Genomic DNA, 17,163 nt, shown 5'->3' with positions numbered 1-17,163 from the left:
CTCGGGCGGAATCGGCGTCATGCTAAATTACGCGGGTATTGTTTGTGTTTCGATAGCGAAATGGGCCACATACCCGAAGTTCTGACGACCAAGGAAGCCGCTGAAAAAATCGGGGTATCGGAGCAGCGCGTGCGCGCCCTGTTGCGCTGCGGAGCCCTGGAAGGCCGGCAAGCCGGCAAGCAATGGCTCACGACCGAAGCCGCCGTTCAAATCTACCTGCGCGACGGCGCGGCCAATCCGCCGGAAGACCGGCGCAGAGCCCCAGGCAAGATCCCGAAACTCAAGGCGCTTTCATTTTTCTCCGGCGCGATGGGCCTCGATCTCGGCCTCGAGAAGGCGGGCATGCACTTCCTGCTCGCATGCGAGATCGACAAGACGTGCCGTCGAACGATAACGGCCAATAGGCCCGACATCGGAATGATAGGCGACATCTGGAAGTACGATGCGCGGCAGATCCGGGAATACGCCGGCCTGCGGCCCGACGACGAGATCGACGTCATGGTCGGGGGGCCACCTTGCCAAGCCTTCTCGACCGCGGGGGCCCGCAGGGGCTTCCATGACGAGCGCGGCAACGCGATCCTGCGCTACGTGAATCTGATACTCGAAATGCGGCCGCGTTTCGCCGTCATCGAGAACGTCCGCGGGCTGCTTTCCGCGCCAATGGTTCACACGCCGCATGCCGAACGCGGCCCCGACTGGGTGCCCGATCCCGAAGAACGGCCGGGCGGCGCGCTCATGCATATTCTGGGGCTGCTTCGCGCGGGCGGCTACGGGGTCTCATTCAACCTGTACAACGCGGCGAACTTCGGCGTTCCGCAGTCGCGCGAACGCGTCATCATGCTGTGCTCTCGCGACGGCCAGAAGCTGCCCCACTTAGTTCCAACGCATTCGCAGAACGAGTCTTTCGACCTGCCGAAATGGCGGACGCTGCGCGACGCGCTTGAGGGGCTCGATCCTGCAGCCGGCGACCACGAGGAATTTCCCGAGGCGCGCCTGCGCTTCTATCGGCTGCTGGGCCCCGGCCAATATTGGAAGCACTTGCCCAAGAAGCTCCATCGCGCGGCGCTCGGAGGCTCTCTGGACGCGGGGGGCGGCAAGACCGGCTTCCTGCGCAGGCTCGATTGGAACAAGCCCTCGTGTACGCTGGTCACGTCTCCGACCATGCCCGCCACGGATATCTGCCATCCCGAAGAGAACCGGCCTCTGTCGGTTCAGGAATACGCGCGCATCCAGCAATTTCCCGACGATTGGGTTTTCTGCGGCTCCATCGCCGACAGATACAAGCAGATCGGCAATGCCGTGCCTGTCGGTCTCGGCGAGGCTGTTGGTAGAGCCATCCTCGCGCACATCGCGGGCAAGGGCAAGAGGCCTCCGGCGGAATACCCGTTCAGCCGCTACAAGGGAACGGACGAAATTTCCTGGGAGGCCAGAACGAGGGCCGTCATGGGGCTCGACCCGGATCCGGGCACGAGCAAACGAAAATCGAAAAGGAAGGCGCGGCAGGCCGCAACAGCCAAGGCGAAGACGCGGCAGATATCTTTGGGGTTCGCCGCAGACATGGAGGCGGCTTGAGGGCGGCGACCCGCCGCGACTAGCGCAGATCTTCGAGATAGCCGCGCACGAACTCTTTGAACCCGTCTTCGGACAGATCCCGACGAAGCGCGGCGTCGGGGAACCCGGCCCAATTCGATCCAGGCTTCTTCGAGAACGTCCTGTGCCACTTCTTGATGCTCGTGCCGATTCGGATCGCGCTCGAGGACGAGTTCTCCGAGTTGTCCCGGTTCTTCACTTGAAGTAGCTGCCAGTCGGCCCCGGGAGCGCCGGGGGCCTTGATGAAGTCGACGGCCTTCACCATCGCGCCGGAGCACCAGACCCACCCCCTCGGTTCCATCACCGAAGCGAGGTAGCGTTCCAGAAGTTCTCCGACCAGATTCTCCGCCCCCATCGAGAGCAGGTGCTCACGCTTGACGCGCTCGACATCGCCTTGCGCAATGCCGAAAGAGGCGACGAGTATCACGGACACCATTTCGTCCGGCACAGTCTTTGGCGGCTTGGGAGGCTTGGGAGCCCGGGACTGCGCAAATGCCGCAGCCCGCCTGCGCACATATTCCGCCGTGCCCAGCGGCGCCGATGCGCTTCGCGTGGCGGACGCGGCATCTGGGTGATCCGCAAGAAACTTGACAAGCAAGGCGTATTTGTCGGCCAGAGCCGGGTTGACCTGACGCATCGCCTCGCGTGCGATGCTTTCCGCATTTGCTATAAATGCCACTGATTCTGCCCTCCCAGGGAAATAAGTTTCAAGCAAGTTCCGCGCAAGGCGTATCCCCCGCCTCGAGACGAATCGGGACAGGGGCATAGCCCGGGCACGAAGGCCGCAGGCGACGCGGCTGCCGCCGCCCCATGCCCGCAGCAGGCACGCGCCCGGTCATGCATTGCATCGTCCGGCCGAAACCATACGGATATTATTATTTTGACCGATTTCGTGACAGAAGCGTGCTTGCGATCCGAAGCACCGTGGCGCCGCGTTGCCCGACGAGTCTCGTGCCGGCCAGCGATACCGGCCGGGGCCAGGCAAGCTTCCGGGGCCGCCCCGCCCCACGGGCTCAAGCGCCGAGCTTGCGAATGATGTAGCGATTCCTTCCTTGCGACTTTGCCTCGTACAGCGCGCCATCGCTTTGCTCGATCAGCGCAGCAACGGACAGCCCGCTCTGTTCGGCGTCGAACACCACGCAGCCGCAGCTTATCGAAAGCTGCTTCGCCGGCGAGCCGTTGTGGGGAATTTTGAGTCGGCGAACCGCGGATGCCATGCTGTCCAGCAGCGGAACCGGGTTCGTGATATGGCGGCCGATGATCATGAATTCTTCGCCGCCATAGCGTGCGACCACGTCCGACCTGCGGCAGGAATTCTTCAGCGCGGACGCGACGAGGCGCAGCGCCCTGTCGCCCTCGTGATGCCCGTACATATCGTTGTAGAGCTTGAAGTGGTCGACGTCGACCAAGACTATGCAGACCCTCATCGCGCCCCGCCCGCTGCCGCCGCAGATCCGCTCCAGCTCTTCATTCAGGTATCTCCGGTTGGGTATGCCCGTAAGCGCATCTTCCAGGCTCTGGCGCCGGAACGAGGCCCGCTCGTCTTCCAGCAGCCGCTTCTCGTCCCGCAGGCTGGCTTCATTGCGCCGCGCATCCGTAATGTCGAGCACAAAGCCGATAGCACGCTTGGCGGCTCCGTCTTCATGCTGCAGATACGCCACCGACCGGATCCAGCGGATCTCACCGTCAGGCCGCAAGATACGATATTCGATCCCATAATCCAGGCCCGTAGACATCAGCTCTTCCACGGTCTTCACGACCTCGGTCGCCCTGTCGACATCCTCGGGGTGTATCAACGGCCGATACTGTTCGATGGAGACTATGGGCTCGCCCGGATCGCGCCCCATGATCCGATACCAGTTCTCGTCGCACTGCAGCGCGTCGTGGACTATGTCGTAGTCCCACACGCCCAGGCCGCCGACCCGGGCCGCGATCGCCAGACGCTCTTCATTCAGGCGCAGCGCTTCGAGAGCCATGCGCTCGCGCGTGACCTCTCTTGAAACACACAGAATGGCCGTAGCTTTCCCTTCCGCATCAAGTATGGGGGTCAGCATATTGTCCCAATACTGCGGCTCATGCCCGGGGATTACGCTGTGCCCCGAAAACCGGCTGAAAACGCCCTTTCTGGCCGACTCGAGCGCCACGCTTCCGTCGCGCCGCACATCTTCGGGCAGCAACAGCAGCCAGGGCATGCCGAATTCCGAGTTTTCATCGACCCTCAGCGCACGGCAGCCGGCGCGATTCATGTGCAGCAGGTTGCCGTTCGGGGCAATCAATTTGATGCAGTCGAGGCTGACATTGAGCATGTCGGCCTGCATCGATGCCCTGCTCTTCAGCTCACGCTCTCGGGACTTGAGCTCGTGGATATCCGCGCATGTGCAAAGCCAGCCCTCGCCGGCTCTATGCAGATCGACGCGGAACCATCGCCCATTGCCGCGATGATCCGCCAGCCGGCACTCCAATACTTCGTGATCCGAATCGGCGCCGGCGGCCCGCAGTCGGGACAGCGCGTCGTAGCGGTGCTCGGCGTGGATCAGCTCTATCCATTGCAGCGGGCCCTGGCTTTCTATGGAAACACCCGCGTAAGCCAGCCACGCGTCGTTGATACTGCCGACCTCGCCGTCCGGGCCGAAACAGCATGCCGGCGTCCGCAGTGCATGAATCAGACGTTCGGCCCGAGGGCTGCTCGCGCTGGCCGTAGGGCGGCTTCGCCACGCCGAAGCGTCGCGCGTTTCAGGCTGGGCTTTTGCAATATCAAGGGGGTCTGGATGATCCATAAAACGTCCCCAATGAATCTCCTGTTTTGCACGGAGCATCATTTATTGACCTACAAAGCATACCGTGCCTTGGCGCCGTCGGAACCCCGGTTTATAAAGAGCCGCCGGCAAGCCGGACAACGTTTACATTTATTGGGGTAATCTTTTTTTCATGCCGAAGGCGTATTCATGCCGCCTCTGCAGCTTCTTGTGCGCAAGAGGTCTAGCCGGATCTGCGCGGCAGGGATGCGCGCCGCGGCGTGGCCGAGGACACGCGCAGCCAAGGCCCGCGCCTGAAGACGGTGCCGCGCCGGCTGCTCAGGCCGTGCAGCCCAGCAAACCGGCCAGCCTGTCGGTGCTGTCACGAGGCGTTGCGCCGCCATGGCTCGTGGCCACGAGCTCGCCCACGACCCGTTCGGCCAGGTTGAACCGGTCTACGGGCAAACCGGTGCCAAGCAGCTCATCGGTCTGCGCCACCAGAATCAGTGCGCCGACCGCCTTGTCGGCCAGCAGCGCAATGCAGCGCGCGTACAAGCCCTGTATGGCCAGCGGCATCGGGACGCCGCCGGGCCCCAGCGTTTCCGCGTGGCTGGTAACGTAGCAGGCATGACCCTGGGCCGCCCACTGCCGCTGCAAGGCGCGCGCCCGGATCGCCGCGCCCTGCGCCCCCACCACCACGCCGACGGGGATGCGGCCGTCGCCGTCCATCAAGCGCTGCATCAGCTCGTGCAGGGTGCCCAGCGAACTCTGACTGGCGCCGAGCAGAGGCGCCAGGTTGACTTCGTTGATGGCGGCGCCGTTCTCGTGCCAGGGACGCGTGATGTCGGTGGAAATAATATCGACGCCGGCGATGCCCAGCCCGAAAAGTGCCGCGGCCCTGACCGCTATGGCCACGTTGTCGGCGTGCAAGGTCTTTGAATAATCCACGTCGAGCCCGCCCCATTGGGTCGATTCAATACGCCGCAGCGGAGCCCACAGGCCGGCGCCCAACACGCTGTCCGGCGTCAGGCCGGCACGGCTCAGCGCGACCCTGGCCGGATCGTCCAGCGGGTAGGCGGGAGGCCGGTTCCAGACCGGCATGGCTTTCTGCCTGTCGTTGGCGGCCTGTACGCACTCGGCCACGGTCATGCGGCCGTCGCCCTGGACGGCAATAGGCATACGCTTCACGGTGTACAGCACCCGTCCGCGCACCACCAGCAGGCGATGGCAAACGCCGGCCACGGCGCGTTCGACCAGTACTTGCTTGGAAAACCCCGCCGCCAGGCGAAAGGCCTCGCGCGCCGCCTCGGGAGAATCGACGTCGACCGTCACGCCCTCGCCCCGGTCGCGGTCGACGGGCTTTACTACCATCAGCCCGCCCAGGTTCTGCGCCGCCTGCAGCGCGCCGTTCTCGTCCACGACCAGATAGTGGTCGGGCACCGGCAGCCCGGCCTGGCGCATCCATTGCGCGGCAACGAACTTGTGCTGCGCGGCTTCGGCGCCCAGCAAGGAATCCGTTTCCACCTTGCTGTTGCGTATGCGCAAGGCGCGCCGGCCCCAGCCCAGCTGGAAAACGCAGTCGCCCAGATAGCGCCAGGGAACGCCGCATTCCTGGGCGGTGCCTAGCATATGAATGATGGACTTTCCCGCCGGCAGGCTGGCCCGCAATGGCTGCAATACCTGCTCTTCCAACTGGCGGTACAGCCCTTCCGGCCGGTCGGGCCGATCGGCGGCCATGGCCAGCTCGAGCACCAGCGAAGTGGCCCAGTCGTAGGCCAGGCGCGTGGACTGCGCCGCCAGAAAATCTATGCGCGGCACCGCAACCGTGCACAGCCACACCCCCGCCTCGCGCTCGTCGGCGCGGCAGGACAGGATCCGGCCCGGTTCGAACACGGGAATGCGTGCGGCGCGCTGCAAGCCCGCCGCAATCTGCAATATGCGCCACATTACCCGAGCCGCTTCGTGCTCGAAGACTGTGCCCGCGGCGTGGGCCTGCACGGGCATGGCCAGCTTCTCGGACAGCCAGGCGTCGAACGCCGCCCAATCGACAGCGGCGGGGCAGTAGCCCAAGCGTATCGTCAATACCTGATCGGGTTGCCGCAAGCCGTGGTGAAAGCCGGCACGGCCAGCGCTGTCGATGATCATGAGTCGGAACCGTACACCGTGAAATGTGTATTGCGAGAGTGGAAAATTCTTGATACGTACAGGCGCCCGAACCGCCGGGCACCGGGGCGCGCCGGCCCCGCCACTACCATGCGCCCCGTTGCTCGGGCACCGAGCGGATCAATGGCAGCGCCACAATCCGCAGCAGCGCCAGGAAAGCATAGACCCAGGCCTGAACCAGGCCCTGGTGCTCGTTGCCGACCAGAATCGCGGTGACGATCGACACCGTGACGATCGAGCCGATTTGCAGCGACAGGGTGCGCAAGGCGGCCAGCATGGCAGACGACTCGGGCGCGAGCTGCAGGCCGGCGTTGCGCGTGGCCGGGTTGATGCTGCCGTTGCCCGCCCCCACCAGGAAGGCGGCGAAGGCCAGCCACGCATAAGGCGAAATGCCCCACTGCGGCGGCAGCGCGAGCAGCAACAGGCCCGCCACCGACAGCACGCTGCCTACATACAGCGGCAGGCGATAGCCGCTGCGACGCAGCAGCATCACCGCGAGCAGCGAGCAAATCATGGCGGCCGCACCCTGGGCGGTCAGCAGCGACCCCGAACCGACCGCGCTGATGCCGTAGCGATTGACCGCGTACAGCGGCACCAGGGCCATGGCGCCTACGATCGAGCCGGTAAAAATCATGTTGACGAGATTGACGGCACCGAAGCCTTCTCCATATATCAGGCGGGGAACAATGAACGGCGCCTGTGCCCGCTGGATGTGCCGAAAGAACGTCAGGAAAGCCAGACACGCCAGCAGCAACAACGCCATCGACCAGGCCCAACCGGCGCCGGATCGCAATTCGCCCAGAGCGCTGATCGACAGCATGCCGGCGAGCAGGCCGCCGCCCAGCAGCACGATGCCCGGCAGATCCATTTTCCGCCGCCGCTTGTTGCCGCGCGGGCGGTCATGCGGCAGGTAGCGCCACGCCAAAAACAAGATCAGCAGGCCTATGGGCACATTGACGTAGAACACGTCGCGCCAGGACAGCCAGGTGACGAAGAAGCCGCCGAAGATCGGGCCGATCATGGCACCCACCGGGAAGATGCTGCCGAACAGGCTGACGTAGCGGTCTCTCGAACTGCCGAAATGATCGACGATGATGCCGGTTGCCGATGGCGTGAAGCCCGCGCCGCCCGCAGCCTGCAGCACCCTCAGGACAATCAGCAGGTAGATGTTGTCGGCCAGCCCGCAGCCCAGCGAGGCCATGGTAAAGGCCACGGTCGAACCGATGAAGACCCGCCGGCGCCCGAAACGCTCGCTCAGTTTGCCGCTGATGGGCAGCATCAGCACGAAGCCGAATGAATAAGCGGTGATAGTCCAGCCCGCCAGATTGACGGACGCTTGCAGCCCATGCTGGATGGCTCTCAGCGCCGTGGCCACGATGGTCGAATCGATCGCCATCATCAGCAGTGCCATGGCGATGACAGTGAAGACGCGGAGCTGTTTGACTGGCTTGTGTGAGTGATCCATCGTGCCGCGCGCAGCGCTGTGTAGAAATAAGCAGCGTTCGATTGTACTGCCGGCGCCAGCGCGCGAACGGCGCAAGCGGCGCACCTTGCATGCAGCGGGGCATGACATGGACGAACATGAACATCAACGACGCGCCGCGCAACGACACGACGAACCGTCATCCGCTGTCTTTGATGGTGTGATAAAAACAACAGGCGACGCGCATAGAGACGCGCGCGCGCAGTCATTCTCGGCATCGTTCAAAGAAGAAGCAAAAGCGCGGGATGCAGCGATTTCGCAAGCTGCCGAATGAAGTGGTGATTGCCGCGATGATTTTTCAGGCCGCTGAAAACGCCGCGGATTCGGAATCACTTCTTTCCGTTCTTGTCAATAAAGCTTGGTATTGAGTGACGCATACGTTAGACTTTAGGCGTACGAAGCACAGGGTGCTTTGTACGCTTGCGCCATTTGAGATGGGTCGCACCCTTTTCGTGGGGGCCATATCAAATGGGTGAATGTGCCAAATCACTCGATCCCAAGGAGCTTCACTATGGCAACTGCCAAAAAGGCCGCCAAGAAAGCGGCAGCCAAGAAAGCTGTAAAGAAAGCCGCACCCGCAAAGAAAGCCGTCAAGAAAGTAGCAGCAAAGAAGGCGGCAGTGAAGAAAGTCGCAGTCAAGAAGGTCGCAGCCAAGAAAGCCGTGAAGAAAGTAGCGGCCAAGAAGGCGGCACCCGCTAAAAAAGCCGCAGCCAAGAAAGCCGTAAAGAAGGTTGCAGCGAAGAAAGCGCCGGCCAAGAAAGCCGCAGCCAAAAAGGCCCCGGCAAAAAAAGCCGCAGCCAAGAAAGCCGTAAAAAAAGTAGCGGCGAAGAAGGCGCCGGCCAAGAAGGCCGCAGCCAAAAAGGCTCCCGCAAAAAAAGCGCCGGCTAAAAAAGCCGCGGCCAAGAAGGCTCCCGCCAAGAAAGCCGCAGCCAAAAAGCCCAGCGTAAAGGCTGCCGCCAAGGCCACTAAAGCGACCACCGCCGCGCCGGCCGTCAAGAAGGTCGTCAACCCGGTTGCCGCTTGGCCCTTCCCCACCGGCAGTCGTCCTTGATCGACCGCCTCTAGGCCGCGCCGCGCACGTATCGGCTGCGCGGCCTGAAGCTTCCGAGGCCCGTGCCAGCAGCAAGGGCGCAGGCCTCGCAGCCAACTGAACTGCCCGCCATGCCGGGCAGTTTTTTCATGCGACAATGGGCAACCGCTATATCCCTGACCAGCCCATTATGTTCGGCGACGCTCTACATTTCATCCTCAACATCGCGTGCACCCTGTTCGGGATCGCGCTGATCGTCCGCGCCTGGATGTACGCGATCCGCTTGCATCCCTTCAACCCATACTCGCAGGCTGTGCTGCGCATCACCGACTGGCTGGTGCAGCCCTTGCGCAAAGTTGTGCGGCCCAGCGGCCGCATAGACTGGCCCAGCCTGCTGGCCAGTTGGCTGACGGCGCTTGTGTTTCTACTGCTGAGCTGGCTGCTGCTGACCGGCGCGCTGCCGCCTCCGGCCTCGCTCGTGCCGGCGCTGCTGGCAAGCGTCTTCACCGTGCTGAAATGGGCCTTGAACCTGGTGCTGTGGCTGACACTGATACAGGCGATTCTTTCCTGGGTGAATCCGCTGGCGCCCGTCATGCCGGTGCTGCATACGCTGACCGCGCCGCTGCTGGATCCGATCCGCAGGGCCCTGCCCAATACCGGCGGCCTGGATTTCTCGCCGCTGGTGCTGCTGGTGCTGGCACAGCTGGGCATGATGCTGCTGCAGCATTTAAGCTTCAGCGTATTCGGCGTCTGATTCCATTTCTAAATCAACCGTGCACTTTGTCAGCTTCGCTGGCCGTACCAGGTGTACTGTCTGCGCTTCGCTTTCGCGTTCACGATCGATTTAGCAATGGAATAACACGAATTCGCGATCAAAGCGGCAACCGCGTCGAGATAACAGCGTTGCTTCGCCTTGCCGTACTACTTGTACTGCTCGCGGCTTCGCGCCTTGTTCTCTTTGTAATCGCAAACTCGCATAAGGAAACAGGCACGGCAAAGTCGCAACGGCCGGGCAGACGCCCGGCCGCCGCAAATTACATGGGCACGACGCGCGTCGGGCCGCCGCCGCTGATCAGGCGCACGCGCTGCCCCACCGCGATAGGCGTGTCGGCCGCCTGCGCAATGACGCGCGTTTCGCCATTGTCCAGGCGCACCGTGATCTCCAGCCCCGGAGTGCGGCCGGCCTGATTCTCGACGGCATTGCCGAGCAAGCCGCCGGCGATGGCGCCACCCACCGTCGCCAGCAAATTGCCGCCGCCGCGCCCTATGGTGCTGCCCACCGCGCCGCCGAGCACGCCGCCGGCAACCGCGCCGACGCCCGAAGTGCCGCGCTGTTCGATGACCACCTGCCGCACGGACTGCACCGTGCCGGTGCGTACGACCTGTTCGCGCTGTGCTTGGTCGTAGGTGTATACGGAACCGGAGGCCGAGTCGTTGGCGCAGCCGGCCAGCAGCGAGGCCGCGGCCAGCGTCGCGCCCAGTACCAGCAGCCGGGGGGTGCGCATCTTGCGCGAAGAATGTAGCGGATTCATGGAAAACTCCTGACAAGCCGCCCGCGTGACGCGGCGGTTCGGCCGCAATACAGAATCGCGGGCGAGGGCGGCAAAGACATACAAGGCAAGATGTCGAAACCCGTGTTTACAGATCCAGGCCATAGTGGCGCCGCAGTACGGCGCCGATTTCTTCGCGGCTGGGTCGATGGTTCTGCGGCCCCTGTGAGGCAATTTTAAAAGCCCCCATGACGTTCGCCAAGCGGCAGGCATCGGCCAGCTGCCACTGCTGCGTCAGGCCATACAGCAGGCCGGCGCGGTGGGCATCGCCGCAACCGGTGGGATCCACCACCCGCTCGGCCCGCACCGGCGCGATATCCACTTGCTCGCCGTCCGCATACAGAGTGGCGCCTTCGGCCCCGCGCGTCACCACTGCGGCGCGCAGGCCGCTCGCGATGTCCCGCATGCCGCGGCCGGTACGCTGCTCGACCACACTCGCCTCGTAATCGTTGACGGCGAGAATATCGGCCAAGCCCAGCATCTCTTCGATGTCCGCGCCGGTAAACAGCGGCATGGCCTGACCCAGATCGAAGATGAAGGGAATGCCGCGGCCCTTGAGCCGGCGTGCATGGGCGAACATGCCCTCTTTGGCGTCGGGCGCGACGATGGCCCAGGCCGCCTCGGCCTGCCCCAGGTCATTGTCGGCCGAACGCGCCATGGCGCCGGGGTGAAAGGCGGTGATCTGGTTGTTGTCCAGGTCGGTGGTGATGAAGCACTGCGGCGTGTACATATCGGGAACGACGCGTACCAGCCGGGTGTCTATGCCCAGTTCACGCATGTGCGCCAGGTAGTCGGCGGCATCGGCGCCGACGCTGCCGACCGGCACCGGATGGCCGCCCAGCAGGCTCAGGTTGTAGGCGATGTTGCCGGCGCAGCCGCCATACTCCTTGCGCATGGCAGGCACCAGGAAAGACACGCTCAGAGACTGTATGTTGTCGGGCAAGATATGATCTTTGAAATGCCCCTCGAACACCGCAATAGTGTCGAAGGCGATCGAACCGCAAACCAGTACCTGTTCAGACATCCTCATCCTTTGGAAGTTCGGGAAAATCGGTGGAAAAAGCTCAGGGGAAGAACTTGCCGAGCTGATAGCCGTTGACGTGGTAGCCCGTGACGGTCAGGGGCACGGCCAGCGCCACTTCGCTGTGCGGGGCGAAAGGCGCGCCGCGCAGCTCGGCAGGCAGATAATTTTCGGGAGCCAGGTTCTTCTTGGACACCACCGACCCGGAAAAATCGACCAGATCCAGGGTCAAGGTGGGCCATTCCTGCGCCCGCTCGTCGTCGTTGCGCAAGGTCAGCTGCAGCAGCATGCGGCTGCTGTCGTTGTTGCCGGCCGCGCTTTTACCGCCGGCAGACGTCCCGCCGGCGGGCACGGAACGCAGCGACGAGTTGGTAATGGAAATAAGCAGAATGCGGCGTGCATACGGCACTTCGCACTTGAGGGCGACGCAGGCCCGCTGCAGCATGGGCCGCAGTTCGGGGGAATGGTCGGCAATCTGGCCGCGATAAACGTACACGAACTGGGCCAGCAGCACGACCAGCGCGAGCAGCGTCAACACGCCCCAGAACATCCGCAGCGCGCTGCGCCAGCGCCGGCCACGGGTTTCAAGGAACTCGGGCAGCGGCTCGTCCGCGTCGCCGCGGCGCGGCTCCACGTAAATGGTGGAACGGGATTCCTGCGCGCGGCCGGGCTCGGCATACACCGCGGCGCGCGCGGCGGCGGGCCCGTCCAGCGCGCCGCCGTCCTGTTGCCCGGCATCCGTGTCCGCGGCGCCTGCGTCCGGGCCGCCGTCCAACGAGGGTTCAGAGCGCTGGCGCGCCGGCAGGCGCGCCGACGACAGCGTGAAGCGCGGGCCCTCGGCGAAATCGTCTTCGTCGGGAATATGCAGGCTGAAGCTCTGGTCTGGAGCGGACTCGGGCTTGCGCCACGCAGCGCCATCGCCGCGCGAGCCCGTGCGCTGGCGCAACACGCTGGGAATAGGCTGCCCGGGCTGCGGCGCAGCGGCGGACGCAGTTGCGGCGGCTGCCGGAGCTGTCGGCGTCGGGGACGGTGCCTGTGCCGGTGCCGGTACCGCGGGCCGCATGGTCGTCCATGAATGTACCGGCTCTGTCGCGGGTTCGGGCGGCTCCGCGCGCGGCGGCGCGGCCGGCCTGGCCACTGTCGAAGCGGGCGCGGGCGCCGCAGCACCCGCAGCCGGATCACCCGACACCACGGACTCGTAGCCGTCGAAGATATGGGCGCAGTTAATGCAGCGGATATAGCCCTTGCGCAGCTGCAGCTGCTCGAGGGTGGCCGGGAACACCGTTCCGCAGCGGGGACATTGCGTACTCAGTTCCATGGGCACAATTATCGTCTAGAGTCGGGGCCGCTGCCCGTGCAGGCATACCCAGCCGTCGCGCGCGCGCCAGACCGTCATGCGAAGCCACGGCGCGTAAGCCTGCGCCACTTCCTCGGCCTGGCGCTCCAGAACCCCGGAAAGCACCAGATCGCCGCCGGGCTCGACGCGGCCGGCGAGCATGGGCGCCAGCAGCTTGAGCGGACTGGACAATATATTGGCGACCACCAGCCGCGACTGTCCGGCGGGCAGCTCATCAGGCAGCATGGCCTGCAGCTCGACGCCGTTGCTGCGCGCGTTGTCGCGGGTCGCCTGCACCGCCTGTTCGTCGATGTCGACTGCCCATGTGCGGCCCGTGCCGAGCATGCGCGCGGCTATCGCCAGAATGCCCGAGCCGCAGCCATAATCCAGCAGCGACTCGCCGCCGGCCACATGCTCGGCCAGCCATTCCAGGCACAAGTGCGTGGTGGGATGGCTGCCGGTGCCGAATGCCAGCCCGGGGTCGAGTTCGAGGCGCACCGCCCCGCTGTCGCCGCTCTCGGCCGGGCGTCGGGCTTGCGCGGGGATCCGCGGATCGTCGCGGTGCCAGCTGGGTACGATCCAGATACGCTGGCCCACCTGTATGGGCCCGAACTGCGATTGAGTCAGGCGTACCCAGTCGGCGTCGGGCACTTCGCGCAGCGTCCAGGCCGCATCGATGCGCGCACCGCAGTCGGCGGCGGCCTGGGCCATGATCTGCGCGGGGTCGGCGCCGTCGGGCAAGAGCGCCACGATGCGATTGCGCTGCCAGGCCTGCACCTCGGGCTCCAGCCCGGGCTCGCCGAACAGCGGGCGTTCGGCCTCGGTGTCGGTATCGGCGTCCTCGACGCAAACCGAGAGCACGCCCGCTTCCAGCAAGGCGTCCGACAGCGCCTCGGCCTCGGACTGCAGACAATTCAGGACGAGTTCACGCATAAAAGTTCCGTCGGAAAAACAGTGGCCAGGGTGCATGCCGATATGCAATCAGGCGCCGAAACACTGCGCCGCTATCGATTGCCTGGCGGCACGCCCAGGCCGGGCGCCGCGCTCAGGGGCGCTGCGCCAGTTTGTGCTCGAGATAATGGATGCTGGTGCCGCCTTCCCTGAAGCGCGCGTCCTGCATCAGTTCCCGGTGCAGCGGGATGTTGGTCTGGATGCCCTCGACCGCCATTTCCGACAGCGCGATGTCCATGCGCGCCAGCGCTTGCTCGCGCGTATCGCCATGCGTGACCAGCTTGGCGATCATGGAATCGTAATTGGGCGGCACCACATAGCCGCTGAACACGTGGGAATCCATGCGCACGCCTGGGCCGCCCGGCGTATGCCAATTGGTGATGCGCCCGGGGCTGGGCGTGAACTTGAACGGGTCTTCGGCATTGATGCGGCATTCGATCGCATGGCCGCGTATCTGGACGTCGCGCTGGCGCAGGGTGAACTTTTCGCCGGCCGCGATCAGTATCTGCTGGCGCACCAGGTCGACGCCGGTGATCATCTCGGTGACCGTGTGCTCCACTTGTATGCGGGTGTTCATCTCGATGAAATAGAACTCGCCGTCCTCAAACAGGAACTCGAAGGTGCCGGCGCCGCGGTAGCCGATCTTGCGGCACGCCTCGGTGCAGCGTTCGCCGATGCGTTCGATCAGGCGACGCGCAATGCCGGGCGCCGGAGCTTCTTCGATGACCTTCTGGTGGCGCCGCTGCATCGAGCAGTCGCGCTCGCCCAGCCACACCGCGTTGCGCCCGCCATCGGCCAGCACCTGTATTTCTATATGGCGCGGGTTCTCGAGGAACTTCTCCATATAGACTTCGGGGTTGTTGAAGGCCGCTCCCGCCTCGGAGCGCGTCAGCGTCACCGCGTTGAGCAGGGCCGCCTCGGTGTAGACCACCCGCATGCCGCGCCCGCCGCCGCCGCCGGCCGCCTTGATGATGACCGGATAGCCGACTTCGCGGCCGGTGCGCAGGATTTCTTCAGGGTCGTCGGGCAGCGCGCCGGACGAGCCGGGCACCACTGGCACCCCCGCTTCGATCATGGCCTGCTTGGCGCTGACCTTGTCGCCCATGACGCGGATCGAGGCCGGCGTCGGGCCAATGAAGACGAAGCCGCTTTTCTCGACGCGCTCAGCAAAATCGGCATTCTCGGACAGGAAGCCGTAGCCGGGGTGGATGGCCTCGGCGTCGGTGACTTCGGCCGCCGAGATCAGGCGCGGCATGTTCAGGTAGCTGTCGCGCGCCGCGGCGGGGCCGATGCACACCGATTCGTCGGCCAGGCGCACGTACTTGGCTTCGCGGTCGACCTCGGAATACACGACCACCGTCTTGATGCCCATCTCGCGGCAGGCCCGCTGTATGCGCAAGGCGATTTCGCCGCGATTGGCAATAAGGATTTTTCCAAACATTGGTGGACTCAGCCGATGACAAACAGGGGTTGGCCGTATTCGACGGGCTCGCCGTTCTCGACCAGGATCTCTTTGATGACGCCGGACTTGTCGGCTTCGATCTCGTTGAGCAGCTTCATGGCCTCGATGATGCACAGCGGCTCGCCTTCTTTGACGGCCTGGCCGAGTTCGACGAAGGCCGAAGAGCCCGGATTGGGCGAGCGATAGAAAGTACCCACCATGGGCGATTTGACCACGTGGCCCTCGGGCGCGGCGGGCGGCGCCACCGCAGCGGGGGCCGCCGCAGCCTCGGGCGCCGTCGCGGGCGCGGCGGCGGCAGCGGCCTGCAGCGGCACAGGGGCGGTCGTCTGCGAGAATTTGACGATTCTTACCTTGCCTTCGCCCTCGGTGATCTCGAGCTCGGCAATACCCGATTCGGCGACCAGGTCGATCAGGGTTTTCAGTTTTCTGAGGTCCATAAATACGTCCCGTGACGATGTCCGGCGCCCGCGGCACTGGACTGATGATGTTGATGAAAAACCGCCGCCTAGGAGCCTGTTCTTTTAGTGTAAACAGGCCCTAATGAGCCAAGGCATAGCGCAAGGCCGCCTCGTACCCGTATGGCCCGAGCCCCGCAATCACCCCTTGCGCGGTATCGGATAAATAAGAATGGTGACGAAAAGATTCACGCCTGTGCACATTGGAAAGATGCACCTCCACGAACGGTATGGCCACCGCCGCCAGGGCGTCGCGCAAGGCCACGCTGGTATGCGTATAGGCCGCCGCGTTGATGACGATGAAATCGACGCCCTCGCCGGCGGCTGTCTGGATACGATCGACCAACGCGCCCTCGTGGTTGCTTTGGAACACGCTGCAGCGCGCCTGCGCCTGTTCGGCCACGCGCAGCAGGCCGGCATTGATGTCATCGAGGCTCTGCCGGCCGTAAACCTGAGGCTCGCGCGTGCCGAGCAGGTTCAGGTTCGGTCCGTGCAGAACCAGGATATGCTGCGCCATAATATGTATCCGTGTCCGAAAGTTCGCTTTTTACGCTAAAAAGCGCCATTTGTCTATTAAATATAGATAATTCACAATCGGTGCGGGCAGTCGCTATTGATATTGAGAGGTGTGGGATCCGGCCACGCGGCCGCTACGCATCTACGAGACGGCCGTCTTGGTGCCTGCCGAGCCGGGCCGCTTCACCCTGAACGCTTGCCGCGAGCGGCAGCCGGCTATTACGCGGCCAGGCCCCGTATGACCCGTTCCAGCTGCGCGGGCTTGATCTGCCCGAGCACGCGGTCGATCTGGCGCCCTTTGGCATCGAACACCACGGTAAATGGCAGGCCGCCCGCCTGGTTGCCCAAGTCGCGCATCAATTGTATACCGTCGTGCCCGGCAACCAGCAAGGGGTAAGAAACGTGCACCTTATGCGTAAAAGCGCGGATATTGGCCGCAGTATCCACGCCCAGCCCCAGGAACTGCACCGCGGGATACTTCTTGTGCAAGGCGTCGAGTTCAGGCATTTCTTTGACGCAGGGCGGGCACCAGGTGGCCCAGAAGTTGGCCACCACGGGCCGGCCGGCCCAGCGCGACAGGGGCACCTGCGCGCCTTGCGGATCGGGAAAGCTCTGTGACAACAGCGGCGCCGGGCCGAAGTCGTCGGCACGGGCCACGACCGGCGCCAGAGCCGCGGCCAGCGCCAGGGCGGCGCCACGGCCCAGGAAGCCGCGCCGCGAGGCGCCGGGCCCGGAGTTCGGTTGGAAGACGGATTTCATGATTTTTTCATCATACACCGGCGCGGCGCGGCCGGAGTGCCGCCGCAGCTTTCCCGGCGGAGATTCCGGCGCCGCCCGCATCCCCATATGTTTACCCACTTACAATACGCGC

The 17,163-nt window shown here is 64.4% G+C and carries 16 protein-coding genes; 4 read left to right on the top strand and 12 right to left on the bottom strand.

Translation table 11 applies throughout. The annotated features are described in order from the left end of the window. The first annotated feature begins 60 nt into the window (after nt 1-60). Nucleotides 61-1,572 carry a DNA cytosine methyltransferase gene (locus tag CEY11_RS14625; protein WP_088604358.1) on the top strand — a complete coding sequence of 504 codons (1,512 nt, stop codon included), beginning with the start codon at nt 61-63 and terminating at the stop codon, nt 1,570-1,572. Nucleotides 1,573-1,591: 19 nt separating this feature from the next. On the opposite strand, the gene CEY11_RS14620 is transcribed toward CEY11_RS14625, so the two are convergent. The 4 genes from CEY11_RS14620 to CEY11_RS14605 form a co-directional block, all read right to left on the bottom strand. Then, nucleotides 1,592-2,356 (bottom strand): SinI family restriction endonuclease, encoded by a 765-nt coding sequence (locus CEY11_RS14620; RefSeq protein WP_088604139.1) that lies wholly within the window; start codon nt 2,354-2,356, stop codon nt 1,592-1,594. A 247-nt stretch (nt 2,357-2,603) separates the two neighbouring features. Then, on the bottom strand, nt 2,604-4,367 hold the full coding sequence (locus CEY11_RS14615) for a sensor domain-containing diguanylate cyclase (protein ID WP_158215325.1): 1,764 nt from the start codon (nt 4,365-4,367) through the stop codon (nt 2,604-2,606). Nucleotides 4,368-4,664: 297 nt separating this feature from the next. Then, entirely contained in the window at nt 4,665-6,470 is a 1,806-nt protein-coding gene (locus CEY11_RS14610; RefSeq protein WP_088604137.1) for a hypothetical protein, read from the bottom strand. Nucleotides 6,471-6,573: 103 nt separating this feature from the next. Then, nucleotides 6,574-7,953, bottom strand: coding sequence for an MFS transporter (locus tag CEY11_RS14605; protein ID WP_158215324.1), 1,380 nt, complete (start codon nt 7,951-7,953; stop codon nt 6,574-6,576). Nucleotides 7,954-8,059: 106 nt separating this feature from the next. Here CEY11_RS14605 and CEY11_RS25155 point away from each other — a divergent pair, with 106 nt between their 5' ends. The 3 genes from CEY11_RS25155 (at nt 8,060) to CEY11_RS14595 (ending at nt 9,755) form a co-directional block, all read left to right on the top strand. Beyond that, complete coding sequence (locus tag CEY11_RS25155; protein WP_143322847.1) at nt 8,060-8,245, top strand: hypothetical protein; 186 nt, start codon at nt 8,060-8,062, stop codon at nt 8,243-8,245. A 237-nt stretch (nt 8,246-8,482) separates the two neighbouring features. Further along, nucleotides 8,483-9,022, top strand: coding sequence for a histone H1-like DNA-binding protein (locus CEY11_RS14600; RefSeq protein ID WP_088604135.1), 540 nt, complete (start codon nt 8,483-8,485; stop codon nt 9,020-9,022). 169 nt (nt 9,023-9,191) lie between these two features. Then, nucleotides 9,192-9,755: a YggT family protein gene (locus CEY11_RS14595; protein ID WP_088604357.1), complete on the top strand. Its 564-nt coding sequence runs from the start codon at nt 9,192-9,194 to the stop codon at nt 9,753-9,755. Between the two features lie 280 nt (nt 9,756-10,035). On the opposite strand, the gene CEY11_RS14590 is transcribed toward CEY11_RS14595, so the two are convergent. The 8 genes from CEY11_RS14590 to CEY11_RS14555 form a co-directional block, all read right to left on the bottom strand. Continuing rightward, on the bottom strand, nt 10,036-10,533 hold the full coding sequence (locus CEY11_RS14590; protein ID WP_088604134.1) for an outer membrane lipoprotein: 498 nt from the start codon (nt 10,531-10,533) through the stop codon (nt 10,036-10,038). 106 nt (nt 10,534-10,639) lie between these two features. Then, nucleotides 10,640-11,575, bottom strand: coding sequence for a carbohydrate kinase family protein (locus CEY11_RS14585; protein WP_088604133.1), 936 nt, complete (start codon nt 11,573-11,575; stop codon nt 10,640-10,642). Between the two features lie 40 nt (nt 11,576-11,615). Next, nucleotides 11,616-12,890, bottom strand: a complete 1,275-nt coding sequence (locus tag CEY11_RS25960) for a zinc-ribbon and DUF3426 domain-containing protein (protein WP_088604132.1) — start codon at nt 12,888-12,890, stop codon at nt 11,616-11,618. A gap of 15 nt (nt 12,891-12,905) precedes the next feature. Then, nucleotides 12,906-13,841 carry a 50S ribosomal protein L11 methyltransferase gene (gene prmA, locus CEY11_RS14575; RefSeq protein ID WP_088604131.1) on the bottom strand — a complete coding sequence of 312 codons (936 nt, stop codon included), beginning with the start codon at nt 13,839-13,841 and terminating at the stop codon, nt 12,906-12,908. A gap of 112 nt (nt 13,842-13,953) precedes the next feature. Beyond that, on the bottom strand, nt 13,954-15,300 hold the full coding sequence (accC, locus tag CEY11_RS14570; RefSeq protein WP_088604130.1) for an acetyl-CoA carboxylase biotin carboxylase subunit: 1,347 nt from the start codon (nt 15,298-15,300) through the stop codon (nt 13,954-13,956). Between the two features lie 8 nt (nt 15,301-15,308). After that, nucleotides 15,309-15,758: an acetyl-CoA carboxylase biotin carboxyl carrier protein gene (gene accB, locus CEY11_RS14565; protein WP_088604129.1), complete on the bottom strand. Its 450-nt coding sequence runs from the start codon at nt 15,756-15,758 to the stop codon at nt 15,309-15,311. Nucleotides 15,759-15,858: 100 nt separating this feature from the next. Beyond that, nucleotides 15,859-16,293 carry a type II 3-dehydroquinate dehydratase gene (gene aroQ, locus CEY11_RS14560; protein WP_088604128.1) on the bottom strand — a complete coding sequence of 145 codons (435 nt, stop codon included), beginning with the start codon at nt 16,291-16,293 and terminating at the stop codon, nt 15,859-15,861. 218 nt (nt 16,294-16,511) lie between these two features. After that, nucleotides 16,512-17,051 (bottom strand): TlpA family protein disulfide reductase, encoded by a 540-nt coding sequence (locus CEY11_RS14555; RefSeq protein ID WP_088604356.1) that lies wholly within the window; start codon nt 17,049-17,051, stop codon nt 16,512-16,514. Nucleotides 17,052-17,163: the final 112 nt, after the last annotated feature.

Source organism: Candidimonas nitroreducens (assembly GCF_002209565.1).
GTDB lineage: Bacteria > Pseudomonadota > Gammaproteobacteria > Burkholderiales > Burkholderiaceae_B > Candidimonas > Candidimonas nitroreducens.
The sequence above is the reverse complement of the archived record's forward strand: the minus strand, read 5'-3'. Positions and strand labels throughout refer to the sequence as shown.